This window comes from Microbulbifer sp. SE14 (genome assembly GCF_059834885.1).
On the sequence record NZ_JCBAJA010000001.1, the window covers coordinates 89637 to 113352 of the forward strand.

The following is a 23716-nucleotide window of genomic DNA, read 5'->3' on the forward strand; positions in this document are numbered from 1 at the left end:
GGCTGCACGGTGCGCCGATCCGGACTGGCCTGGACCAGGTCACACAGATTCTGTCCTCCCCCCAGGCCGTTACAATAGGGGGTCGTGGCGGTATCGAACTTGCTTTTGCCTGTATACTGGTGCGGATCGCAGTGTCGCGGATAGACGTGATTGTAACTGCTTGTCGTATAGTGGCAATTGGGATCGGCCATCGGCGCGCCACTGGTGGAGCACCCAGCTTGCAATGCCAGAACGCAAAGACAGGACCACCATATAAATCTCATTGAATTTTTCATAGCAAATTCCTCATTTTCACTGTTGGAAACCAGGTTAAAGAATTATTCTCAACCCTGAAAAATGCTAACCCGGAAAATAGAAAAATGCCTGTGTCCCGACTTGCGCGATGGAGAAAATACCAACACCCAAGTTGCTCAGAAAATTTTCACTTTTCAGGATTCATTAACCCGCCAATAAAAATTGCCGGGCTAATAAAAATACACATCTCAGGATTTTTCGGATCTGGAAGCGGTGGGATTTTGATTACGGTCTTTCGTTCATATGAGAAAAAACTGCCTGAAAGAGATCGAGGACTGACAGGCGCGCCTCAACAGGCAGCGCGCGCAGAGCTTCGACCATCGCATACTCCCGGTCGCTGATACTTCGTCCTTTGTGTTGGTCCATCTGCCCGCGCCCGCACAGAAGCCAGTCCATTGAGACATCCAGTATCCGGCACAACCGGATGGCATTGTCCGTGGAGATGGCGCCCCCACGACGCCAGCGGCTGATACAACTCTCGTTTACACCAAGTTCCAGTGCCAGCGGATAGCTCTTGCACACCCTGCGCGCGCTCAGTGCCTGCTCCAGACGCTCACCCATGGTGTTTCCACTCGTTTTCTGCGCGACGGGATAAGGTGGTGCCGGGGAACTGTTGTGCGGCAATTCCTGTATCTTCACGGCGTCCTCACAGGCACTTGATAATGTAATTGACGTAGATATTGCGCGGCCGGGTTTCGCTGCTGGTGCGCGCCGGGTCGCCGGCGGGCTTGGCCGGTGACAGGCTCCCGGGCAGGATTGGATCGCCACTGGCGGCGGGTGTAGCCGGCGACGTCACCTGCCCCCCCTGAAACTGCTCCTGTCCGTCCCCGGGCTTGGCAAACTGGTAGGCGTGCTGGTGGTCCTGCTGCGCATCCTCTTGAACGGAGCCCACACCCGGGTATTTGTCTCCACTGGCCGGCGACAGGCGCTGGTCCACATCCGGGTCCACGCCTGCGCCATTGTCCACACAGCGCAGGAACAGACCCCGGTAATCGGGCAGACGGAAAGTGTATTCGCCATCCCCGCCGTACAGATTGCCGATCACCTCGAACAGCGCCGGGTAGGCGGCGATACCCAGTTCGCGCCCATCGCACAGCATCCAGCCCCAGTACTCCAGCCACAGCGACGGTTGCGCGCCGTCATTTTCCTCGCCGTCGCTGCCGAAGGGATCGGCGAGTTGCCCGGCATAGGGGCACACGACCCCCACCGGGACGCCAGAGATCCACTCCGCGGCAAAAGAGGGCGGCGGTACAAAAGGAGGACTGATCATGATGTCTCTCCCGCGAATACCGGCAGCTCATCTCCCTCCTGCAGCACGGTCATATCCGTGGGCACCACCAGCTCCCAGCTCTCCCCTCGCTCTTCCTCGACCCCGGCATCGGAGGATTCCTTGAGGGCATTGGCCAGGTTGATGTAGCGGTAGTCCAGCGTCCCCTCCTCCTGTGGGCAAAACACCGGCGCCAGGGTGTCGACACCCGGCCAGATCTGGCCGCTGGCCAGGAAGTAGAGCATGCGGAAAGCGAAATCCGGCGTTACCGGCAACAGCACCCGGGCCAATCCCGCCTGCAGGAATGCGCTGAAAAGCTCGTCCTCACCGCGATACTGCTGGCTGATTGCGGTGCCGACATCGTCTTCGGTCTTGACGGTAAAGGCGTAGGCCATTTCCCCCCAGGCCAGCGCGCGCTCCAGGAACTGCACGTAATGCTGTCCGCCCAGGGCAATATTCCCGCTCTCCCCGGTCAGTTTTTCCACGTGCCGGATCAGTTGCCGCACTATGTCCCGACGCAGTTCGTCGCGCACAACCTCGCGGGCACCGAGGGGGGATGGCTGATAAACCCGGCTGGGCCAGGACCCCACCATTTTGTAATAGCGCTCGCGCTGCCGTGTACAGCCAGCGGAAATGGCCTTGAAGGTTGCCAGTTTCCATTCATCCAGGGCCTGCTCACCCAGCTCGGACTCTATCTCCACAGCGACACTGTAGCCGGCGGGAGTTTTCAGGGATTTTTTTGGGGTGGAGACCAGTACCGCCGCCGGCACCTGGCCGGTCTGTCCGCTCAGTTTGAGTTGCGCGGTTTCAGTTTCGCCCCCCGGATACTCATAACTCTGCTGGCCGACACTGACACAGAGCTTCAGGCTGTCGTCGCCGGGCGCGGGGGATACCGTCACATTCGCGGAGACGGCGCGATAGCCGGGCGTTACAGGGATCGATTGCCGACACACCGGCTCGCCCCCCTGAAAGGCGGCACTGCTTATCAAGCGGGGGGCCGGAGGCGGATGAATATCCACCACATCGTACTCGGCGGCCAGGCTGGCATAGTAAGCGGGGGACTTCGGGTCGACGGAAATATCCTGGAAGTTTTTTACATCGAAATCAATCAGCGGTGAGGGTTCCCGCAGGGACAAGCCGCGAAGGCTGAAGGAGCCGGAGATATACCCCTGCGCCGGATTGCGCACAAGAAATTCCAGTATAAAGCGCTTGCCGAGAGTCTCCGTCCAGCACTTATAGACCTTGTTGACCCAGCGGTAGATAGCGCGGAGATTATTGTCCATACCGCTGGCATCGACACGCCGGACAGTGCTGCGCTCGTCCCGGTCGATACTGGCGCTGCTGCGCTGCCAGTGCAGCCGACGGGCCAGGGAACCGGCAGCGCGCTGGGTCAACAGGCGCGCGGCGCGGGTGGCATCGCTGTTAAGCGTTTTCTGTGGTTTGCCATCCATCGGCTGCACCGTTCCATCCACAATCACAGTCAGCTGCTTGGCCGGCGGGCCGTACTGGCTCTCGTAGTGGTACTGGAAATTCTCCTCCAGGGTATTGAGGGCTTCCGCCAGCAGGTCCTGGCGCTGGCCGGACAATTCGCGGTCCACCTGCTGCAAGCCGCTGTCGGACTCCAGCTCCTCTACGCGGGATTCTCGCAGCCGCCGCTCCGACGACTCCTTGTACTCGCCGCGCATTACATTTTCTATACCACTGACTTCGCCCAGGCAGTATCCCCGCAATCGCTGTCTCACCAGCTTCAGATTGCCGATGGCATAGGGAACCGGGGCCGCATCCCCGGCGCCGCCCTGCACGCTCCCATTGGCCGGCGGGAGTGGGAACACCGTACCGGGCAACACCACCGTGGCCCGGATACCTTCGGCCAGGCGCTCCGCCGGCCAGAGAAGTGCGGGCTCCGGTGGGAGGACTTCACCGTCCGCATCGCTCTCCGGCGGTTCGGGCTCACTGGCAACAATACGCGCAATCAACGTAGCCAGGGCAAGGGTCGCCAGCAGCTGCTCCCCCAGCTGCCGGTTGAAGCCCGGTTGCGTATTCAGCGCCATCAGGTTTTGCCAACAGCGCTCCATTTGCCCGCTGTAGATTTCGCCGGTCCAGTATTCCCCTATGGCGCTCCAGCTCATTCCCAGCGCCATCTCCGTGCGCTGCTTGAACTCCCCCAGGTCGACGGGAGGAGAGCGGCGAAACTCTTCATCCAGAGGCGGCAACCGGTCCATGGGCGCACCCAGGGCATCGATAGTACGCAGGTAGCGGCCGGTATAGGGCGCCTTCTCCGCCAGGAACAGGTCCACCTGATCCACCATGGCCCCCCGCCCCTGCTGGCGCGCCTCGACCAGTTCCCGGTAAAGGCTGTTCTGGGGCGCCGAATCAGTATCGTATTGTACGAAGCGATTCTCCAGTTCCTCGTCGGTAATGCCCGGCCACTGGGCCAGGTACAAATAGGGAAACAGATCGGATTCCGGGGGGCGCTCGACAATCACTCCGGTTTCCGCAGGCTCACCTTCGGGCGGCAGCGGAACCGGTGGCGGCGGGTCCGGGGAATCTCCGCCAAACAGCAGTTCGTTCCGAGCCTCGCCGTCGGGGTACTCCAGGCGGGTAACCAACAGGCTTTTGGAGCTGGCCGTATAATGTATTTCTCCGTTGACAGTGCGCATCGGTTTTTGCGGGTCCTGCTGCCAGAAGTGCAGCGGGTTTTGCTTATCGGGCAAGGGCAGTGGTGCCTGGGCGATAATACGCCCCAGCCATTCGACTTCTATGTAACCGCGACCGATACCGCCGAACCTCCAGCGAAAAATTACCGGCCCGATCTCTCGTTTTTCCGGATAGTCATTCATATTTTTTTCCAGACCTCAGTAATCAGCGGCAGATAGAGGATCGGCAGGCGAAGCACAACTGCCAGTAATATGACAGTTGAGCTGCGCCATCCAATCACACGGAGAGGCAATCCGGTCACTCCCCAAGGTTCACCCCTCAAGGTGACGTAACGGGGATTCCCACGGTATGCACATTGGGCTGAGTGGGAGCCTCGATATAGCGGGTCCACCCTTCCTGGCCCTCGAATACCGTGTAAAAGGCATAGGCCGAAGTGATCGGGGAATTACCGGCACCCGCGATCAGGTCGAGAATTTTGACGTCGCCGTTGACACTATCCGCCGAGAAATCCGTCTTCAGTTCGATATACAGCGTCTTCGTCGGCGCCGCACGCCCGTCCTCGGTCAAATAGACAACACCGATATCGGCGCGATTGGCGAAACCGGTATAGTGCAGCTCGCTGAATACCATGGCGGTTTCCTCGGCATCGTTCGCTGCTATCCAATCCGCCAGCAAACGGCTCATCACCGTTTTTACGGTATCCTCATTGAAGTAGTTATTCAGCCCGAAATAGCCACTGAAGGAATCCGACCTGCCATTGAGATACCTTGCGGTGTCGTCGGCGAGATTCCTCTCCACATATTGGGCCATGGTTGCAAAGGTCATCAGTGATCTCCTCTTTCAATACAGCCCCCGCAATGCGGGGGCTATCGGGCCTTACGCCTGGGCAAAACTGCCGGTAGCGGCGTTGTAGTTGGCAGTGAGTTCGGTGTTGGAACCACCGAAGGTCAGGGTGAGGCTGGGGCTGAAAATATCGGTGACCACCATGCCGTCCTCGATGTTGTGGTTCATAAAGATCTTGACATTTTCGTAGGGCGTGAAAGTGGCTACGTGCTTACTGGGTACCCAGTCCGCATTGATTGGCCTGTTGGCATAAGCGGAACCGTTCACCTGCACGTTCTGCGCCAGCCCGAAAGTGAGGCCCGTAGCCTGGCTGAGCGGCGTCTGGTTGCTGACACCGTACTGGCCTTCGGAGAGCTGCCCGGAAGGAGCCGGCGTACCGAAATTGCCGTTTTGGAAGGCATACATCATCTGCTCCTGGGCCATCTCGTCGGACATCTTCTGGATGGTCGCACCGCCTTGAATCATGGTGGTGGAGGCGTAGATGGCATACTCCTCCTCCCAGGTGATGGTGTTGTTCTCGAAGGGGTAGAAACACACCCAGGCAACAGGTTGGCCGTTGGCGGACTGCTTGATCAGGGTGACCTTTTCACCCGCCTTGTAGAGTGTGTCCAGGTCCTGCTTGCGAAAGTCGATATTGAGGGTATAGGTAGGCATCGGTATGACTCCTGTTAATTGATAAATTAATCACAGCGATGTTTGTGCTGCGGCCATTCGGTGGAAACCGTCTGACAGGAGTCTCTATCTCAAAAGCCATGCCAACTTTAAAATCCAATAAAAACAATAAGTTAGAGATCGCCAAGATAGGAATCACGGGTGTCGGCAGTGCCTGCCCCGACACTGCCGACAGTGCCGACAGCGAATTCTTGTGACTGCAGGACAGGTGGGTATAATCGGTCTGTGCCGGAGAGCACTTCCGGCAACAATAAATATTAAAAGGATAAGCGGACTTGCCCACAGGGCTGTCCTTCAGGAGGAAACATGGCTGTTTTCAAATCACTCGACACCGCCGCACCCGACTATATCGTCGATGTGGACTTCGACACCCAGACACTGGAACTGAAGCTGCCCATTCAGAACCTGTCGATCCTTGCCGGAAGCAATCTGTTGCTGCGTTTCCAAAACCTGCCCTCGGGCTGGTCTCCCATGGTGGAGTTCAGCAACAACGACGGCCATACCATTGTTGCCGGCGGCCCCTTCGAGCAGCTGGTGGTGGGGCGCAATCAGGTCCTGGCCATCAACGCCCAATCGGATACATCCCTGTTCCAGTTCCGCGCCCTGATCCAGCGGGGATTCGGTGTCCACAATGAGGACAATTCCGCAATCATCTTCTCCCAATGGCTCCCTTTCGAGCTGATGCGGGAATCGGAGGAAGAACGCCTGATTACAATCCAGGTACTCCCGGACGGAGAGGGCCTGACAGTGAATCCGCTTCAGATCACTATCAAAGGTGGAATGCGGGTTGTCTGGGATTTCAGCGAGGTTGCCCAGGAGTATCACCAACCGCTGGTTGTCTACGGACGGCCGGTGCTGGAACAGCCCCCAGCAGACCCCCAGACCTTTTTTGGACCCCACGAAAGCTTTGTCTATCGCGGCAATACGCTGGTGGAGGGCAATGGCAACAATGGTGTCAAGGGAATTTATCGCTACGGGGTTTATTTGATGGATATCCGTACCCGGGCGATTGTTGTCAGGTCCAGTGGTGATCCGCAGACGGATAATGAAGGAGATTCAACTACTGCGAAGTAGTATATAAATTTACAGTAAATTTTCGCTTTCCAATTAATGGATTTCATTATTTTCATGTAAAGACTCAGGTATAGGAGTATCCAGAAATACCGGTAGATTAAACCAGCGCCTATCCATTCCTCGACGCAGTGCAGATCGAGCATTAACCATTGCTGACTCGTATTCACCAATCAAGGAATAGATCAGCGCTGCTTGATAAGCGATCTCTGGATCTTCTGGCGAATTGGACAGTGCTTCCAAAGTGAGTTCAATCGCCATACCATACTCCCCCAAATATGCCAAACACTGAGCTCTAACCATTTTGCTATAGGCATCCCCATCTTCCCTTGGTTTTTTCTGATTTAAAATACTCCTGTATAAATCTAGAGCCACCTCTTTATTTCCCAATGCCATTTCTGCATCTGCAAGATTGAGCATTGCAACACGATGCCCGGGTTGCACCTCTAATGCATAGGCAAAGTTTTTCCTGGCTGCCTGATAATCCCCCTTAAGCATCAGGGCCAAACCGAGATTAACAAAATAGCTTCGATGTGCTTTTATTTCCAATAGATTCTTATAAATAGATACAGCTCGATCCACATCACCATAGAGCAACTCCACCAACCCTTTTTGCCCTAATGCCAAAGTATTACCCGGCGTTAAATTTAAAATTTTACCAATTTTATCTCTAGCAACCTCCACATCCCCGTTACGGATAGCTAATGCCGCCGCGCGATACCAAGCACTCCATGATATTGAAGCTGTATCCGAAGCTTTCTCTACCAGCCTAACAGCTTCAGAAATATCTCCTCGATGTTCCGCAATACGAGAGCGCAACAATAAAACTTCCGGATCACCTGGCGACATAGTTGAAATCTTATTCACGATACCCTCTGCAAGTTCAAGATGCCCAGAATCAATAGACAATATAACCTTGCGCTGCAGAACCACTACTGGGTTTGGGTGAGAAAACTGCAAACGTCCCAAAATATTATTCGCTCGCTCCAAATAAAAAACTTCCCCAGTATCACTAAACAGGTCATGAGCAAGATCCACAGCCATCACCTCGGCAGCAAGAAATCCCGGGGCCTCTACAATTAGCTTATCAAGCTTACCAAACAGAGCCTGACGGTCTCCAATACCCTGATTTAAAGCAGAATATATTTCCACAAAACGAGAATAATTTGAATAAGATAGAGCGAAGTAACCAATAGATTGTTCAGACTCCATATCTCCATAAATTGCCAGGACCTGAGAAAGCACAGATTGAGAGCTTTGATTCACATATCCCTCCGGCACCGAAAATTGAACCTGTTTTAATAGAGCCCCATCGCTGGTACGAATCCTCTGCAACTGCACGTTACCAAGCGGGTTTTCAGGCTGAAATCGGATATGAATCCACTCATCAGTACCGGCTAGCTTTGCCAGCTGTGCTGGATTTGAGCCTTCTACCGGTGGTTGATGATACAGAACGGGTTGTACTGTTCCCAGCAGATGTAAGCCATTGACAACACTGCTCCAGATCACGGCATCCATGGGTGCCCCCTCCCCCTTCCGGTAATACTCCGGCTGAGCCAGGAAAACACGCAACTGCCGTTCTGAGACACTGTGCTCGGAGGCTAAATACATCAATAACGCCAGAAATACAGTAAAAACCAGAGGAAACCAGCGTCGAGTTTCAGGCACGAAAAATAATCGAGGTTTAATCCTGGGTTTGGACACTTCGATGTCTTCGCAGAAATCTCGCAGTACGGCTATCGCATCACCGAGTGTCGAGAGACGGCGATTGGGGTCTTTTTCCAGCATACGCAGAACCAGGCCAGCCAATGCCGCCGGCACTTTCCGTCGCAGGGTTTCAATATCTTGGGGCATGCGGTTAAGCAGGCTATTAAGAGCGGCCGCGGGATTATCTGCGGAAAAGGGGCGCAGCCCGGTGAGCATTTCAAACAACACACAGCCGAGGGAAAAAATATCGCTGCGGCAATCGAGCGGCCGTCCCATTACCAGTTCCGGCGACATATACGGAATGGTGCCGGCCAGCTTCCGCAGATTCTCTCCGCTGTCGGAAAGGGTCTGCAATTCTTCAGCCAGTCGCCAGTGTGCCAGACCAAAATCCAGGACTTTGGCGCAACCGGCCTGGTCAATCATGATATTCGAAGGCTTCAGGTCCGCGTGAATCACTCCCGATTGGTGGGCATAGTGGAGCGCTTCGGCAATTTGCAGTCCCAGGCGCACGGCCTTATCCAGGGCCATACCATCCGGCAAAAGGTGAGCCGAAAGTGTGTCGCCACGAATATATTCCATGGCAATACAGGGCCCTTCGCGGACAAAGCCGTAGATGGTGACGATACCGGGATGCTGCAGAGAGGAGGCAATTTTCGCCTCGCGAATCAACCGTTCGACGCGCCCTTCCGGGGCGCCGGCTGAACCGACAGTTTTGAGGGCCACATCGCGGTCGAGCACGCTGTCGCGAGCGCGGTAAACAACGCCCATACCCCCGTGGCCGATTCTCTCGATGACCCGGTAACCGGCAATGCTTGTCGGATCCAACACACTCCCCCGGGCATTGTTCTGACCTTTGATTATTGTTCGGGATGCAACTTGGAACGCGGCGGCGACTATATCATAATCGCCGGGAACCAGTTCTCAGGAGGAGTACTGTGCAATGCCCATCGGCGACCGGGAAACAGACACAACGGAAGACACCTTGAGTGCCTCCGGCCGATTCCAGTTCGAAGGCGAGCTGTTCCTTCCCACACTCACCATCCTCTGGCACCCGGATCGCCGCCGCATCGGCGCCAGCGCTCTCGTGCTGTGGAATCGCGCCGGTGAATTCGAGTTGTCCCGCTGGGCGCCCCTGTTCCTGCTGGGTGACGGCTCCGAATTCTCCCTGGACGACCGCCGCATCTCCCGCAATCCCCTGCTGCTGAAACAGCTGGCAGAGGGAATCACGATTCAACCACCCCCCACCAGCATGCCGGTACAGGTCGGCGAAGAACAGATTGAAAGCCCACTCACAGTGAGCGAGCAATCGCTCGAGGACGGCATTGCCATCTGCCTGGGGCGCAGGGTGACACTCTGCCTGCACAGGGCGCCACCACAGCGCGAACACCGCTCGACCCTCCTGGATTTGGTCGGCAGCGGCCACCATATGGACCGGGTGCGCCAGCAGATCCGCCGGGCGGCGCACGCCAATGCCAGTGTACTGATACGCGGGGAGAGCGGAACCGGCAAGGAACTGGTCGCCCGGGCTATCCACCACCTCAGCGGGCGGAGCGAACGGCCGATGGTCTCCGTGAATATGGCCACACTGGGCGGCGAGCTCGCCGCCGCCGAACTCTTCGGTGTGCGCCAGGGGGCCTATACCGGCGCCCGCACCAGCCGGCCGGGATTGATTTGCGAAGCGGACGGCTCCACATTGTTTATGGATGAAATCGGCGATGCCAGCCCCTCGGTACAGGTGATGTTACTGCGGGTTCTGGAGGACGGCCGCCTGCGGCCCCTGGGGGACAGCCGTGAACACAGTGTGGATGTGCGCTTTATCGCGGCCACCGACCGCCCCCTGGAAGCCGATGCAGAGCGGTCCTTCAACCAGCCTCTGCGGCGGCGCCTGGAAGCGGTGTGTATTCAGCTTCCCCCTCTGCGCCAGCGGCGTGAGGATTTCGGGGAATTGCTGGCGGACTTTGTCATTGGGGCGGAAGCCGAACTGGGTCACCCGGTGCACATTCCCGCCGACCTGGTGTGCACCCTGGCCATGCAGCCCTGGCCCGGCAACGTGCGCGAACTCAGGAACTTCGTCACCCGGCTGGCCATTCATGCCGAGCCCGACGGAACCATTCGCTGGGACGGCGAGCTGGCGGAGCACCTGCACATCGACCCGCGAAAGGAGGAAACCGGCACGGCTTCCGCAACGAACCGCATCCGCTACCGGGACCCGGCCACAGTATCGGAATCCGATCTGCTGCGGGCGCTGAACGACAACGGCTGGCGGGTAATGCCCGCAGCGCGGGCACTGGGGGTATCGCGGACCTCCATGTACGCCCTGCTGAAACAGAGCCATGAAGTGCGGCCCGTGGAGACAATCCCCGAGGAGGAAATTTACCGGGTTATGGAACAGGGGCCGGACCTGGATACCTGGGCCACACAACTCAAGACTCCCCGGGAGGCCCTGAAAAGGCGCATCAGCACCCTCGAACCGGATCGGGCGTGATCAGGTGGGTTCGACGCCGGCTTCCCCACTAGGGGAAACCCGGCCCAACCTCACCTCATTGCCCTTCCCGGGCAATTCGGGAATATTCTGCGCCAGCAGCAGGGAGACGCCGGCCATGGCCGCGCCGCTCCAGAAAACTGCCGCCGGCGACACCAGCCACAGCAGGCCGAACAGCACCGGGATCACCACCGCAGCGATATGGTTGATGGTGAAGCTCACCGCGGCGGAGGCGGCGATATCCCGCTCGTCGACGATCTTCTGGAAATAGGACTTGATGGCAATGGCCATGGAGTAGAACAGGTGATCGACGATATAGAGCACCGCCGCCACGGCGGCGCTGTCCGCCAGCGCATAGCCGCCGAATACCAGCACCAGGCCGATATACTCGATTGTCAGCGCATTGCGCTCGCCGAAGCGCACTATCAGCCGACCGATGCGTGGGGCGACGAACAGGTTCAGCAGGTGGTTGAGAATAAACAGCAGCGCTATGTCGCCAACACCGTAGCCGAACTTCTCCACCATCAGGAAGCCGGCGAAGACCACAAAGATCTGCCGGCGCGCGCCGCTCATAAAGGTGAGCGCATAGTAGAGCCAGTAGCGTCTGCGCAGTATCAGTTTCTTGTGCTGGCTGTGGGGCTGGGGAAAGCTGGGGAAAAGCAGCCAGATTAGCCCCACCATGGCGATGGTGATGCCGCCGCCGAGCATATAGATCCAGCGGTAATCCCACTGCAGCCAGTCGGAGGTCAGCCACACCAGTCCATAGGCCACCAGCGCCGCCAGGGACCCGGCGGCGAGCATGCGCCCGAACCAGATGGCCGAGGTCTCCTTCGGCAGCCACTGCAGTGCCAGTGAGGTTTTCAGGGCTTCGTAGTAGTGAAAGCCGACGGACATGACCAGCGTCGTGATCAGGAGGCCGGCGGTGGTCGGAAACCAGCCGGTGAGCGCCACCCCCAGGCCGGTGGCGATCAGGGCCAGGAAGGCCAGCCGCTGCTCGCGAATCAGCAGCAACGCGAAAATCACGGTAAAGGCCAGGAAGCCGGGGATCTCCCGCACACTCTGCAGCAACCCTATCTCAGCCCCGGTAAAGCCGGCGCGCTCTATCACAAAGTTGTTCAGCAGCGCCTGCCAGACACCGAAGGACAGTGGCATGGCGGTGGCCAGCAGCAACAGCATGATTTCGGCGCGGCGCCAGTTGTGCAGGGTATTCATGGATAACTTCTAACGGCGTGGAGGAACCCAAATGGCACCAATTGGCTGGTGCGAGGTCAGGCCCTGCTGCCGGTGGCCATCCGGGAATATTTGCCGATCAGGCTTTTTCCCGGATGGCCACCGGCAGCAGGGCCCATCGGAGCCATTCTAACCCGGATGGCACCGGCGCCGCAGCGCCGGACAAATCGATCAAATCATAACCTGTGATTATTTAAACTGCGACCTGCCCTCCAGGTCCAGCACCCGCGCGGTATCCCGCAGCAGCTTCGCCAGGCGACAGCGCAGCCCTTCCCTCTCGCGGACCACTTCCTGCCTGATGCGCGCTGAACTATCGTGAGACTTGCTGTTAGTATTGCCATTGACCGGCATCCCTCGCCCTCCCTATCGGTTTGATGACGGGCGCTATTGTCCCGCCGGTGGAGCACGAGCGCGAACGATTCATTGTTAAACCCAATATAAGAAAAACTTATGGCAAGGATCCTGTCCCACCTTGGCGCGCTGCGCTGTGTAGAGGCCGCCGCACGCCACCAGAGTTACTCCCGGGCCGCGGACGAACTGCACGTGACCCAGGCCGCGATCAGCCAGCAGATACGGCAGATAGAGGCGGTGTTGGGGGTAAAGCTGTTTATCCGCCGCGGCCGCAACATGGTGCCGACCACCAAGGGCCGGCAGCTGGCCGCGCAGCTGAGCCTGGGCTTCCAGGCGATTGTCGACGGCGTGCACCGGATACAGACGGAACCCCTGCCTGGTACACTGAACGTCACCACCACCCAGTCCCTGGCCACCATGCTGCTGATGCCCAACCTGTGGAAATTCCGCCAGCAGCACCCGGAGATCAATGTGCGGGTAATGGCTTCCACCGAACTGGAGGACCTGAAACACGGGGATATGGACGTGGCCATCCGCTTTGGTTTTTTCGAGCAGTCGGGTCTGAGCCAGCAAGTGCTGTTCGAGGACCCCCTGGTGGCGCTCTGTTCACCACATTTACTGGAGCATGTGGACCTGTCCGATCCGGAGAACCTCAGGGAGTGCTGGCTGGTGGACGCCAACTACCGGCGCGGGTGCGACTGGCAGGCCTGGCTGGAGCTCGCCGGTCTCGACTTTCCGCCCGGGGAGATCAAGTGGCTGCAGGTCAGCAACCTGGATGTGGCACTGAGCGCGGTACTGTCCGGCCACGGCATTTTCCTTGGTTCCCTGACCCTGTCGAAACAAATGATCGAAGCGGGTGCACTGGTCAAGCCGTTTCCGCATCGCGTCGAAAACGGCATCCGCTACAGCTTCCTGTACGACGAATCCTCGCCCCGGGTCGAGCGGATACGGGTATTCAGGGACTGGCTGTTCAAGCTGGTGCAGGAATCCGGCGATATCGGTTGAACGTCGATACGCCACAAAGCCCTATTTCTCCGTCGCGTAGCCGCCAAAACTCCCCGCCGGCCCCGGAAACACCACCGGGCTTTCGAAACCCTCTTTGGACACCGAGGCCACGCCGAAGAAGTAATTGTCGATCACCCGGTTTTCCAGCTGGTATTCGCTCACATCGCCCACGTAAATGCTGTGGCTCCACTGAGGCTCGGTGGTGAGGCGCCAGTAGATTTTGTAGCCGGCCAGGTCGCGCGCCTGGCGGCCCTCGGGGCGCTGCCAGCGCAGGGTGGTGTGGGGACTGACGGCACCCTCTATCTGCACGTCCGACGGCGGTGGCGGCGCCCAGGCCATGCCGGCGAGGCTGACGGCGTTGAGGGCAGTGAGCTTGGCCGCGTAATCGAAATTCACGCCGTCGATGGTGTCGCCGTACTTGATTCCGTCTTCAGTGCGCAGGTCCTGGTGCTGGCGGTTGTAATTCTCGTTGGTCTCCATGATCCGCACCCCCGGGTAGCCCAGGTCGTTGAAGGGGCGGTGGTGGCCGCCGCGGCCGAAACGGTCCAGGCGGTAGATCATCATCACGTCCAGGTTGGGCACATAGCCGGACATGCGCTCGATATAGCGCGCCAGGTTGCGCGACGGCGAGTCCACCTCGCCGCCGGTGAAGCGGCGCAGGCGCGCCTCCTCCGCGGTCTCGTTCACCCGGGTGCCCTCGGCGAAGACCCGCGCGGTGGTGTTGTCGACCACGCCGTTGATGCCTTCGATATTGCCGATCATATCGTTGTTCAGCACCGCCTCTATGCGCCAGCCCTCCTTGCGCGCGCGCTCGGCGAGAATCCTGCCTCCGAACAGCCCCTGCTCCTCGCCGGCCAGTGCCGCGTAGACGATGGAGCCGTTGAACTGGTATTTCGACAGCACCCGCGCCGCCTCCAGGGTGCCGGCGACGCCGGAGGCGTTGTCGTTGGCGCCGGGAGAGTCGCTGGTGGAATCCATGACGTCAGTGACTCGGGAATCGATATCACCGCTCATGATCACGTAGCGGTTGGGGTCGCTGACGCCGCGCTGGACGGCGATCACGCTCACCACCTCCACCGGATCGGGAATGCGCTTCTCGCCAGACACGGTGCCGCTCACAGTCTGCACCTCCAGGCAGCCGCCGCAGTCTTTGGAGATACGCTCGAACTCCGCCTCTATCCAGCGCCGCGCGGCACCTATGCCGCGGGTGTCGGATTTGGTCTCGGACAGGGTGTGGCGGGTGCCGAAGCCCACCAGCTTGCGGATGTCCGCCTCGATATGCGCGGGGGATACGCCAGCGGCAATTTCCCGTAACACTGGTTGTTCCGAGGGAGGCGGCTCCGCGGGCGGCGCCGCGTAAACGGCACAGGGCAGCAGGCAGGCGTACAGGCAGGAAATGGCTTTTCTATGCATGGAATTATTCTTCTCCCGAATTTTATCTTCGCTTGTCACTTACTCACCCCTCGGGACCCCGAAAAGAATGCCGGGGCCAGATGCGAAGGCGCTGATGCCGGGGGAAGTTTGCGGGACTGTCTGCGAGAGGGACCTCGCAGCCAAGCCTACAGGGACGTATTTACGGCGTGTCCCGCAAACTTCCACCAGTAGCAGGGCCGCCACCGGCCGCGCTTACTGGCAAGAGGGAGCTGGCAGACTTCTCCGGATTTTTTTCAGTGCTGCACCCGCACCCCGCGCAGCGCACCGCCCCAGAATACCAGCACAAAGGCCAGCAGGCTCAGTATGCCCGCCCACAACAACGTGGTCAGCGGCGCGGCGTATTCGCTCAGCACGCCGGCGGCCAGGGCGCCCAAGGCCGCGGAGCCGAACAGGGCCAGCTGGTAGATGGAGATGATGCGGCTGCGGTATTCCGCCGGCGCGAACAGTTGCACTATGGCCCGCCCCAGCGCCGCGGCGGCAGCGGCCACCGCGCCCCAGCAGGCGCACAGCAGTATCAGGCCCAGGGGCGTAGGGCCGAAACTGATGGCCACCAGCAGCGCGGCGCTGTAGAGCAGGCACATCAGTATGCCCCGCCCCGGCTGCTCCCCCTGGCCGCGGCGCAGCATGGTGACGGTGGCGGCGACGGTGCCGGCGATAAACGCCAGCTGCAGCGTCGCGTAGTAATCGGCACCGCGGCCATAGTCCGCCGCCAGCAGTGGCAGTACCACCAGGAAGACGCCGATATGCACGAAGCCGTTGAAGGCCATCAGCGCGATCAGCTCGCGCAGCGCCGGGTGGCGCCAGGTCTGCACCAGCCCCTCGAGAATCTGCCTATGCGGTAATTTTTCGTCCGCCGGTACGCGCGGGCCCTTCTCGCGCAGTGACAGCAGGAAGAGTGCCGCGATCGACAGCACCGCCACCTGTATCCCCAACAGCAGCTGCACCCCCCACTGGTCGAAGCGGCTCGCCAGCAGCATACCCACAGCCTGGCCGCCGTACTGGGCCAGCATCATCCAGGTCACAGTCTTCTGCACCCGGCTCTCGGTAGTGTTTCCGTATCGGTCGTGGGCGCTGCGCTGCACCAGGTTGTCCCGCGCCGGTTGCAGGAAGGCCGTGCAGACGCCCAGGGAAACGCCGTAGAGCAGTAGCAGGGACAGATTGGGTATGCGCTGGGAAAAGTACAGCAGCAGTCCCCCGTGGCAGAGCGCCAGGCCCAGGCAGGCCAGTGCCGCCACCGCGGCGGCGTCGCGCCTGTCCGCCAGGGCACCCGCAATGAGCAGGAACACCAGGTTCGGCAGCAGCACCGAGGCCTGCACCCAGCCCAGGTGCAGCGCCGGCAGGCCCACCACCGCCACTGCGATCCACGGCAGCAGTATCACCTGCAGGCCGGTGGCCAGGGAGGTGCCGCTGTAGCCGAGGAGGAATTTTTGCAGTCTCGGGGGCATGCTCATCCTTCGCCCGCACTCCGTTCCCTGGCCTGGCGGGCGTACACAAGGTTCGCCCCTAGGGACCAGCTCCGCAGCAGCCTGCGCAGCTGCTTCTCCGCCGCAGGGTCATCGCAGTAGGCGGCCTTCTCGAAGGCCGCGGTGATGCGCTCGGCCATGGGCGCCAGTTCGGGCCTTTCCGCGCGCACCCGGCGGGCGAAATCCCGCGGCGCCTCGCCGGGGCGGCGCTCCATGCCGGCGCGGGCCATGCGTTTGCAGAATTTCCGGTAGAGGCGGCTCGCCGGCGACAGCCTCTTGCCGCGGCCGCTGAACCAGAGCCACAGCAGCAGGCCCAGCAGGGCCGCCGCCACCGGCAGCGCAATGAACACCGCCAGGCGCAGCGGTGACACTTCCCCCAGTATCCGCTGCAGCAGGTTCTGCTGTTTGTCGCTGTCGAAGCTGATTACCGTCTGGTACCAGCGGTAGTTGATCATGTCCCACTGCAGGCGCAGCCGGTTCAGTACCGAGATGCGGTGCAGCGGCAGCAGCGCGTCCTGCATGAATTCATCCGCAGCGGCGCTCTGCAGGCCGTCGCGGATACGCTCCGGGGATACCGCGGCGGTGGGATCGACCCGCTGCCAGCCGCGCCCGGGCAGCCAGATTTCCGCCCAGGCGTGGGCGTCGTACTCCCGCACCAGCAGATACTCCTCCCGGGCCACCCACTCGCCGCCCTGGTAACCGGCCACCACCCGCGCCGGAACGCCCGCGGCGCGCATCGCGAACACATAGCTGCCGGCAAAGTGCTCGCAAAAACCCTGCTGGCTGCCGAACAGGAAATCGTCCACCGAATCCGCGCCCAGGGCCGGCGGCTTCAGGGTGTAGACGAAGCTGCGGTTGTAGAACGCCAGCAGGCGCTGGGAGATTTCTTCGGCGCCCAGGTTGGCAGCGCGCAGCTCTTCGGCCCAGGCGCGGGTGCGCGGGTTGCCCCCGCGGGGCAGCTGCAGGTTGCGGCGGCGCTCCAGGTCGCTCAGTTCGGCACCGCCGGACATGGTTTCCCGCGGCCAGGAGCGCACCTCATAGGCGAAACGGCTGTAGACCGGCCGCTTCTTTACCAGGCGATCGTCGGCCGTCTCGCCTACGCCGCGGGTGTCGGACAGCGGTCGCGCCATGGCGAAGAGCCAGGGGTTGTTGGTGGCTTCCTGGATCACCCGGTAGCGGTAGCGGGGGCCCACTTCCGGCAGTGCCTGCCCCCTTCCGCTCCAGTTCACCGCACCGCCCTCGCGCGGGTCGACACCAAAGCCCTGGCTCCAGCGGCGACCGTCGAAATCGGAGTAGACCAGGCCGCGCCAGTAGCGCTGCTCCGGCGGCGGCACGGGGCCGTCGAAGGAGATGCGCAGGGCCGGCTTGTCGGACTTGGACAGGCGGGTGAATTCCCCCGGGCTCATGGAGTCGCTGATGCCGGTGCTGGCGGCGGCGGCGTTCTGTGGCACCGCCCACAGGGGCCCCAGGCGCGGCATCGCGATAAACAGCAGCAGCATCAGCGGCACCGCCTGGGCCAGGAGTTTCAGGGACAGCCCCAGGGCGCGGCGCGGGCGGGCGCTGAAGCTGCCCAGCTGCGCCGCCAGGGCGGCGGTGATGATAATAGTGCAGACGATGCCGTAGAGGGCGTAGGGAATCGTCTGCTCGTAGACGAACAGGGTCGCGGCGACGAAATAGGCCAGCAGCAGGCTGAGGAAGGCGTCGCGGCGGCTGACCAGCTCCAGGTTCTTTAACGTAAAGGAGATGGCCAGCAGCGCCACCATCGGCTCCAGCGCAAACCAGCGCCGGAAGGACAGCGCCAGACCGCCCACCGCCAGGGCGATAGCCAGCAGCTTGACCGCGCGCCCGGGCAGATCGCGGCGGCCGCGATAGACTTCCAGGCGCCAGTAGACGGCGAAGGCCCAGGCGCAAACGATCCACAGTGGCAGGTGGGCGAACTGCGGCAGCAGCGCCGCGAACTGGGCGGCGAAGATCCACAGCAGGCTCTCGCGGGGCAGCATTTCCTTAGCTTGCGCCATTTGCCCCCCCGGTTACCGGAACGCTGACCGGAAACAGCGCCAGCGCGGTCAGCACCCGCTGCAAGTGATCGGGTCCCAGGGACGGCGCCAGGGTTGTGCCGGGTATGCGCAGGCCGTAGGCGGTGTTGGCCCGCTCCGCCTGCAGGGCCCAGTGACACAGGTTGCCCAGGCGGGTCTCCAGGTCGCGCCCGCCGAGCAGGTCCCAGTCCAGCCACAGGCGCGCGTCGGCGCGGCTCTCGTAGTCCTTGCTGTTGAGGTCTCGGCCGGCGGCATACTGTTTCCAGGCCAGGTGGCGCAGGGAATCGCCCGGCCGGTAGGGCTTGAGGCCGGCGAAGTCGTCGCCGCCCCTCAGCGTCTCCCCGGAATCCCCTTCGCCCAGGGCGGCCCCCATCGGCAGGGGGCCGGCGGCGACGGGACGCGGGTAGACCAGGAACTCGATATCCAGGTCCACCAGACTCCAGCTGCGGAAGAGTCCCAGCGGAAAGCGGCTCTCGACCCTGAGCCGCGGCGCCCGCACCCGCCCGCGCCCGACCACCGGCAGCGCAACGCAGATGTCGGCGCTGTCGCGCTCATAGAGATCCAGGTAGGCTTCCTCTTCCGCCGGCCAGCCAATCTGTATCCACTCCCGCGCGCGGCCGTCGCTGCGGCTGACATTGATTTCGGCCTCGGCGTAATCCCCGGCAAAGGCGGGGCGCGTCTCCAGCAACCGCAGCTCAACGCCGGACAAGTTGGCGAAGGTGTGCACCGGCAGCACCGCCAAGAGGCTGACCAGCAGGAAGGTCAGGGCGAGGACCAGGTTGTTCTCGTAGTTGGTGCCCAGCAGCCACAGCAGCGCGATCACCAGCAGGAATCCCATGCCGGCGCGGCTGGGCAGGATAAACAGCTTGCCGTGGTCCAGGGTGACGCTGCGCGCCGGCGGCGAGCGGCGGTTCAGCCAGCGCTGCAGCAGACCGCGCCAGCGCTCGGCGAGCGGGCGGGCAATATTGCTCGAAAGGCTCATCGGATCAGGCCGCGATGATATCGACCTGGCGCATCAGCCGCTCCACCAACTGGGTGCCGTCGCCGCCCTCGCTCTGCAGCCGGTGCCCGGCCACGGACGGCAGCACCGCCTGGATGTCCTCCGGCAGCAGGTGGCCGCGGCCGTGGATCAGCGCCCAGGCGCGGGCGGCGTGCAGCAGCGCCAGGGCGCCGCGGGGGGACAGGCCGATGGCGCACTCGGGGCTCTGGCGGGTGTGCAGCACCAGCCGCTCGAGATAGTCGAGCAGGCTCTCGGAGGCCTTCACCTGGCCCACCAGGCGCTGCATCTTCTGTAATGTGGTGCCGTCGATACGGGGATTCAATTGCTGCAGCTGCGCGCGCGGGTCCACGCCCTGGAACAGGGCGCGCTCGGCCTCGCGGGTCGGGTAGCCGAGGCTGATGCGCATCAGGAAGCGGTCCAGTTGGGATTCCGGCAGGGGGAAGGTGCCGGACTGGTGCAGCGGATTCTGGGTGGCGATGACGAAGAAGGGCTCCGGCAGCGGGCGGGTCTCGCCGTCGATGCTCACCTGGCGCTCTTCCATCGCCTCCAGCAAGGCGCTCTGGGTCTTGGGAGAGGAGCGGTTGATCTCGTCAGCCAGCAGCAGCTGGCTGAACACAGGGCCCTCATGGAAGCGGAACTGGCCGGAGTCGCGCTCGAAGATGGACACGCCGAGGATATCCGCCGGCAGCATGTCGCTGGTGAACTGCACCCGCTTGTAGGAGAGCCCCAGCACCCGCGCCAGGGCGTGGGCCAGGGTGGTCTTGCCCATGCCGGGCAGGTCCTCGATCAGCAGGTGACCGCGGGACAGGAGGCAGGCCAGGGCCAGCTTGACCTGGTGCTCCTTGCCCAACAGGACCTTGCCGATATCGGCGATGATGGCGGAAATGATCTTTTGCACGGCGAATCCATTACTGCTCGGTTTTTCTTGGTGGAGCTTTTAGGGTTCCGTGGAACCCGGATTCAAGCTCCGTGGCGGCCCTGCTGCCGGTGGCTTTTTGCGGGACACGCCGTGAATACATCCCTGTAGGCTTGGCAGCGAGGTCCCTCTCGCTGACAGTCCCGCAAAAAGCCACCGGCATCAGGGCCTTCGCATTGTGTTGCTGTAGGAGCGGCCCATGGCCGCGATCGATGTTCGGGAGAGGCGGAGAGTCCGATCGCGGCCATGGGCCGCTCCTACACGACAGTGCCAATTGTTAATCATAGGTGTTTGGCGAGAGGGCTCTTCCCTCCCCGTCACAAACGGCGCCAGTCACAGCTGCGACAGCCCCCGCATCAGATCCTTTTGCAGGTCCTCCACACCCTCCAGCCCCACCGAGACCCGGATCAGGTTCTCGGTGATACCGGCGCGGGCCTTGTCCTCGTCGCTGAGGCGGCCGTGGGTGGTGGTGGCCGGGTGCACTATGGTGCTCTTGGCGTCGCCCAGGTTGGCGGTGCAGGACAGGATCCTGCAGCCGTCGATCACCTTCCAGGCCGCCTCCCGGCCGCCGCGCACGGTAAAGCTCAACACGCCGCCGAACATCGACTGCTGCTTTGCGGCGAGCAAATGGCCGGGGTGCTTGGGCAGTCCGGCGTAGTTGACCTTCTCCACCGCCGCCTGCTCGTCCAGCCACCAGGCCAGCGCCAGGGCATTGCGACAGTGGGCCTGCATGCGCAGGCTCAGGGTTTCCAGGCCCTTCAAAAATACCCAGGCGTTGAAGGGGCTCATGCTGGGGCCGGCGGTGCGCAGGAAGATCACCAGTTCGTCCATGATTTCCTTCCTGCCCACAGCCACGCCGCCGACGCAGCGACCCTGACCGTCCAGGTACTTGGTGGCCGAGTGCACGACTATATCGGCGCCCAGCGCCAGGGGGCGCTGCAGCGCCGGGGTGCAGAAACAGTTGTCCACCACCAGCAAAGCGCCGGCGCTGTGGGCCAGGTCGGCCAGCAGGCGGATGTCCGCCACTTCGCACAGGGGGTTGGACGGGGTCTCCATAAACAGAAGTTTGGTGTCGCCGTCGAGGGCGTCCTGCCACTGCTGCATATCGGTCAGGTCGACGAAGGCCACGCGCACGCCGAACTTGTCCATGTAGCGCGTGAACAATGCAGTGGTGGTGCCGAAGACGCTGCGCGAGCAGATCACCTTGTCGCCGCTTTTCAGCAGCGACATGCACAGGCTGAGGATCGCGGCCATGCCGCTGGAAGTGGCCACCGCCGCCTCGCCTCCCTCGAGCGCGGCCATGCGCTGCTCGAACATGCGCACCGTCGGGTTGGTGTAGCGGGAGTAAACATTGCCCTGGGATTCGCCGGAGAAACGCGCCGCGGCCTCGGCGGCGGAGGGGAATACGTAGCTGGAGGTGAGGAACATGGCCTCTGAATGCTCGCCCTCTTCCGAGCGGGTCTGGCCGGCGCGCACTGCCAGGGTTTCCAGGGAGTAGCCTTCGTCTTCGAACATAAACCGTCCCGGTTTGTTTGAATTGGGAATGCGGGATGATGAAGGATGAAGAGGGATTAATAAAGCGTCGGGGGGTAACTGCTAGCCCCGATTACCAGTAAGAGAAGTCCGGGTGGCCCTGCTGCCGGTGGCCATTTGGGAAAAAGCCTCATCGGCAAACATTTCCCAAATGGCCACCGGCAGCAGGGCCTTCGTATCAGGCTCCGGCATTCTTTTCCGAGTCCCGAGTCCCGAGTCCCGAGTCCCGAGTCCCGAGTCCCGAGGATATTAAAGCGAACTCTGATTGCCCTTGCCCTGCTTGGCCGCGTCGTTGCGCTGGGCGTGCAGGTTTTCCAGGTATTCGTCGTCCACGTCGCCGGTGACGTAGTTGCCATCGAACACGGAGCAGTCGAACTGCTCGATCTTCTCGTTGCCCTCGGCGGAGCTGGCGATCAGGTCTTCCAGGTCCTGGTAGATCAGCCAGTCGGCCCCTATCTCCTCGCAGATTTCCTCGGTGGTGCGGCCGTGGGCCACCAGTTCCTCCGCAGAGGGCATGTCGATGCCGTAGACATTGGGGAATTTCACCTCGGGCGCCGCGGAGGCGAAATACACCTTGGCCGCGCCGGCCTCGCGGGCCATCTGGATAATCTGCTTGCAGGTGGTGCCGCGCACGATGGAGTCGTCCACCAGCAGCACGTTCTTGCCGCGGAACTCCAGCTCGATGGCGTTCAGCTTCTGGCGCACCGACTTCTTGCGCTGCTTCTGACCCGGCATGATAAAGGTGCGGCCAATATAGCGGTTCTTCACCATGCCCTCGCGGAACTTGACGCCCAGGCGATAGGCCACCGTCTGGCCGGCGGTGCGGGCGGAATCCGGAATCGGGATCACCACGTCGATATCGTGATCCGGGCGCTCGCGCAGGATCTTGTCGGCCAGGTGCTCGCCCTGGCGCAGGCGCGCCTTGTGCACCGAGACACCGTCCATGATGGAATCCGGGCGCGCGAAGTAGACGTGTTCGAAGATGCAGGGATTCAGGGACGGGTTTTCCGCGCACTGCTCGGAGTGCACCGTGCCGTCCAGCTCGATATAGATGGCCTCGCCCGGCGCCACATCGCGCACCAGTTCGTAGCCCAGTACATCCAGTGCCACGGACTCCGACGCGACCATATACTCGGTGCCCTTGTCGGTCTCGCGCTTGCCGTACACCAGCGGTCGGATACCGTGGGGATCGCGGAAGGCGACGATGCCGTAACCGACGATCAGCGCCACACAGGCGTAGCCGCCGCGCACCCGCTTGTGCACCGCGCGCATGGCCGTGAAGATATCCTCCGCCTTCGGCTGCAGCTTGTGCTGTACGAGCAGTTCGTGGGCGAAGACATTGAGCAGCACCTCGGAATCGGAGTCGGTGCTGATATGGCGAAGATCCTGCTGGTAGATCTCCTCCATCACCTGGTCTTTGTTGGTGAGGTTGCCATTGTGGGCCATGGCGATGCCGTAGGGAGAATTGACGTAGAAGGGCTGGGCCAGGGCCGGGCCGGAACCGCCGGCGGTGGGGTAGCGCACATGGCCGATACCGAAGTTGCCCTTCAGGCGCTCCATGTGCCGCGCGCGGAACACATCCCGCACCAGGCCGTTGGCCTTCTGCTGGTTGAGGCGGTCCCTGTCGCAGGTGACGATGCCGGCCGCGTCCTGCCCGCGGTGCTGCAACAGGGTGAGCGCGTCGTACAGCTGCAGATTGACGTCACTCTTACCGACGATACCGACAATACCACACATAGTCTTGGCCCTACTGG

18 protein-coding genes are annotated in these 23716 nt (G+C 61.5%); 3 read left to right on the forward strand and 15 right to left on the reverse strand.

Translation table 11 applies throughout. The annotated features are described in order from the left end of the window. Positions 1 to 519 precede the first annotated feature (519 nt). The 5 genes from AC6R19_RS00405 to AC6R19_RS00425 form a co-directional block, all read right to left on the reverse strand. Complete coding sequence (locus tag AC6R19_RS00405; protein WP_500577494.1) at positions 520 to 855, reverse strand: helix-turn-helix domain-containing protein; 336 nt, start codon at positions 853 to 855, stop codon at positions 520 to 522. Between the two features lie 85 nt (positions 856 to 940). Continuing rightward, on the reverse strand, positions 941 to 1564 hold the full coding sequence (locus AC6R19_RS00410; protein WP_500577495.1) for a phage tail protein: 624 nt from the start codon (positions 1562 to 1564) through the stop codon (positions 941 to 943). Next, positions 1561 to 4401, reverse strand: a complete 2841-nt coding sequence (locus tag AC6R19_RS00415) for a hypothetical protein (protein ID WP_500577496.1) — start codon at positions 4399 to 4401, stop codon at positions 1561 to 1563. The genes AC6R19_RS00410 and AC6R19_RS00415 overlap by 4 nt, the downstream gene beginning before the upstream one ends. A gap of 136 nt (positions 4402 to 4537) precedes the next feature. Continuing rightward, positions 4538 to 5044, reverse strand: coding sequence for a hypothetical protein (locus AC6R19_RS00420; protein ID WP_500577497.1), 507 nt, complete (start codon positions 5042 to 5044; stop codon positions 4538 to 4540). Between the two features lie 51 nt (positions 5045 to 5095). Beyond that, on the reverse strand, positions 5096 to 5716 hold the full coding sequence (locus AC6R19_RS00425) for a hypothetical protein (protein WP_500577498.1): 621 nt from the start codon (positions 5714 to 5716) through the stop codon (positions 5096 to 5098). Positions 5717 to 6040: 324 nt separating this feature from the next. Between AC6R19_RS00425 and AC6R19_RS00430 the strand changes: the two genes are divergently transcribed. Then, entirely contained in the window at positions 6041 to 6808 is a 768-nt protein-coding gene (locus tag AC6R19_RS00430; protein ID WP_500577499.1) for a hypothetical protein, read from the forward strand. Positions 6809 to 6841: 33 nt separating this feature from the next. Here AC6R19_RS00430 and AC6R19_RS00435 read toward each other — a convergent pair whose 3' ends face one another. Next, entirely contained in the window at positions 6842 to 9337 is a 2496-nt protein-coding gene (locus AC6R19_RS00435; RefSeq protein WP_500577500.1) for a protein kinase domain-containing protein, read from the reverse strand. 115 nt (positions 9338 to 9452) lie between these two features. On the opposite strand from AC6R19_RS00435, the gene AC6R19_RS00440 reads away from it, so the two are divergent. Continuing rightward, positions 9453 to 10997 (forward strand): sigma 54-interacting transcriptional regulator, encoded by a 1545-nt coding sequence (locus tag AC6R19_RS00440; RefSeq protein WP_500577501.1) that lies wholly within the window; start codon positions 9453 to 9455, stop codon positions 10995 to 10997. On the opposite strand, the gene AC6R19_RS00445 is transcribed toward AC6R19_RS00440, so the two are convergent. Next, positions 10998 to 12206: an MFS transporter gene (locus AC6R19_RS00445; protein ID WP_500577502.1), complete on the reverse strand. Its 1209-nt coding sequence runs from the start codon at positions 12204 to 12206 to the stop codon at positions 10998 to 11000. Positions 12207 to 12413: 207 nt separating this feature from the next. After that, positions 12414 to 12575, reverse strand: coding sequence for a hypothetical protein (locus AC6R19_RS00450; protein ID WP_500577503.1), 162 nt, complete (start codon positions 12573 to 12575; stop codon positions 12414 to 12416). Positions 12576 to 12674: 99 nt separating this feature from the next. Here AC6R19_RS00450 and AC6R19_RS00455 point away from each other — a divergent pair, with 99 nt between their 5' ends. Beyond that, positions 12675 to 13580, forward strand: coding sequence for a LysR substrate-binding domain-containing protein (locus AC6R19_RS00455; RefSeq protein ID WP_500577504.1), 906 nt, complete (start codon positions 12675 to 12677; stop codon positions 13578 to 13580). A 21-nt stretch (positions 13581 to 13601) separates the two neighbouring features. Here the strand turns inward: AC6R19_RS00455 and AC6R19_RS00460 are convergent, their stop codons facing one another. The 7 genes from AC6R19_RS00460 to purF all read right to left on the reverse strand — a co-directional run bounded on the left by AC6R19_RS00460 (position 13602) and on the right by purF (position 23699). Then, positions 13602 to 14993 (reverse strand): M28 family metallopeptidase, encoded by a 1392-nt coding sequence (locus AC6R19_RS00460; RefSeq protein ID WP_500577505.1) that lies wholly within the window; start codon positions 14991 to 14993, stop codon positions 13602 to 13604. Between the two features lie 254 nt (positions 14994 to 15247). Then, positions 15248 to 16459, reverse strand: coding sequence for an MFS transporter (locus AC6R19_RS00465; RefSeq protein ID WP_500577506.1), 1212 nt, complete (start codon positions 16457 to 16459; stop codon positions 15248 to 15250). 2 nt (positions 16460 to 16461) lie between these two features. After that, positions 16462 to 18495 (reverse strand): transglutaminase TgpA family protein, encoded by a 2034-nt coding sequence (locus AC6R19_RS00470; RefSeq protein ID WP_500577507.1) that lies wholly within the window; start codon positions 18493 to 18495, stop codon positions 16462 to 16464. Further along, on the reverse strand, positions 18482 to 19495 hold the full coding sequence (locus tag AC6R19_RS00475; protein ID WP_500577508.1) for a DUF58 domain-containing protein: 1014 nt from the start codon (positions 19493 to 19495) through the stop codon (positions 18482 to 18484). Before AC6R19_RS00475 ends, AC6R19_RS00470 begins: the two co-directional genes overlap by 14 nt. A gap of 4 nt (positions 19496 to 19499) precedes the next feature. Continuing rightward, entirely contained in the window at positions 19500 to 20411 is a 912-nt protein-coding gene (locus tag AC6R19_RS00480) for an AAA family ATPase (RefSeq protein WP_500577509.1), read from the reverse strand. 351 nt (positions 20412 to 20762) lie between these two features. Further along, positions 20763 to 21944, reverse strand: coding sequence for an O-succinylhomoserine sulfhydrylase (locus AC6R19_RS00485; protein WP_500577510.1), 1182 nt, complete (start codon positions 21942 to 21944; stop codon positions 20763 to 20765). Positions 21945 to 22211: 267 nt separating this feature from the next. Next, on the reverse strand, positions 22212 to 23699 hold the full coding sequence (gene purF / locus AC6R19_RS00490; protein ID WP_500577511.1) for an amidophosphoribosyltransferase: 1488 nt from the start codon (positions 23697 to 23699) through the stop codon (positions 22212 to 22214). Positions 23700 to 23716: the final 17 nt, after the last annotated feature.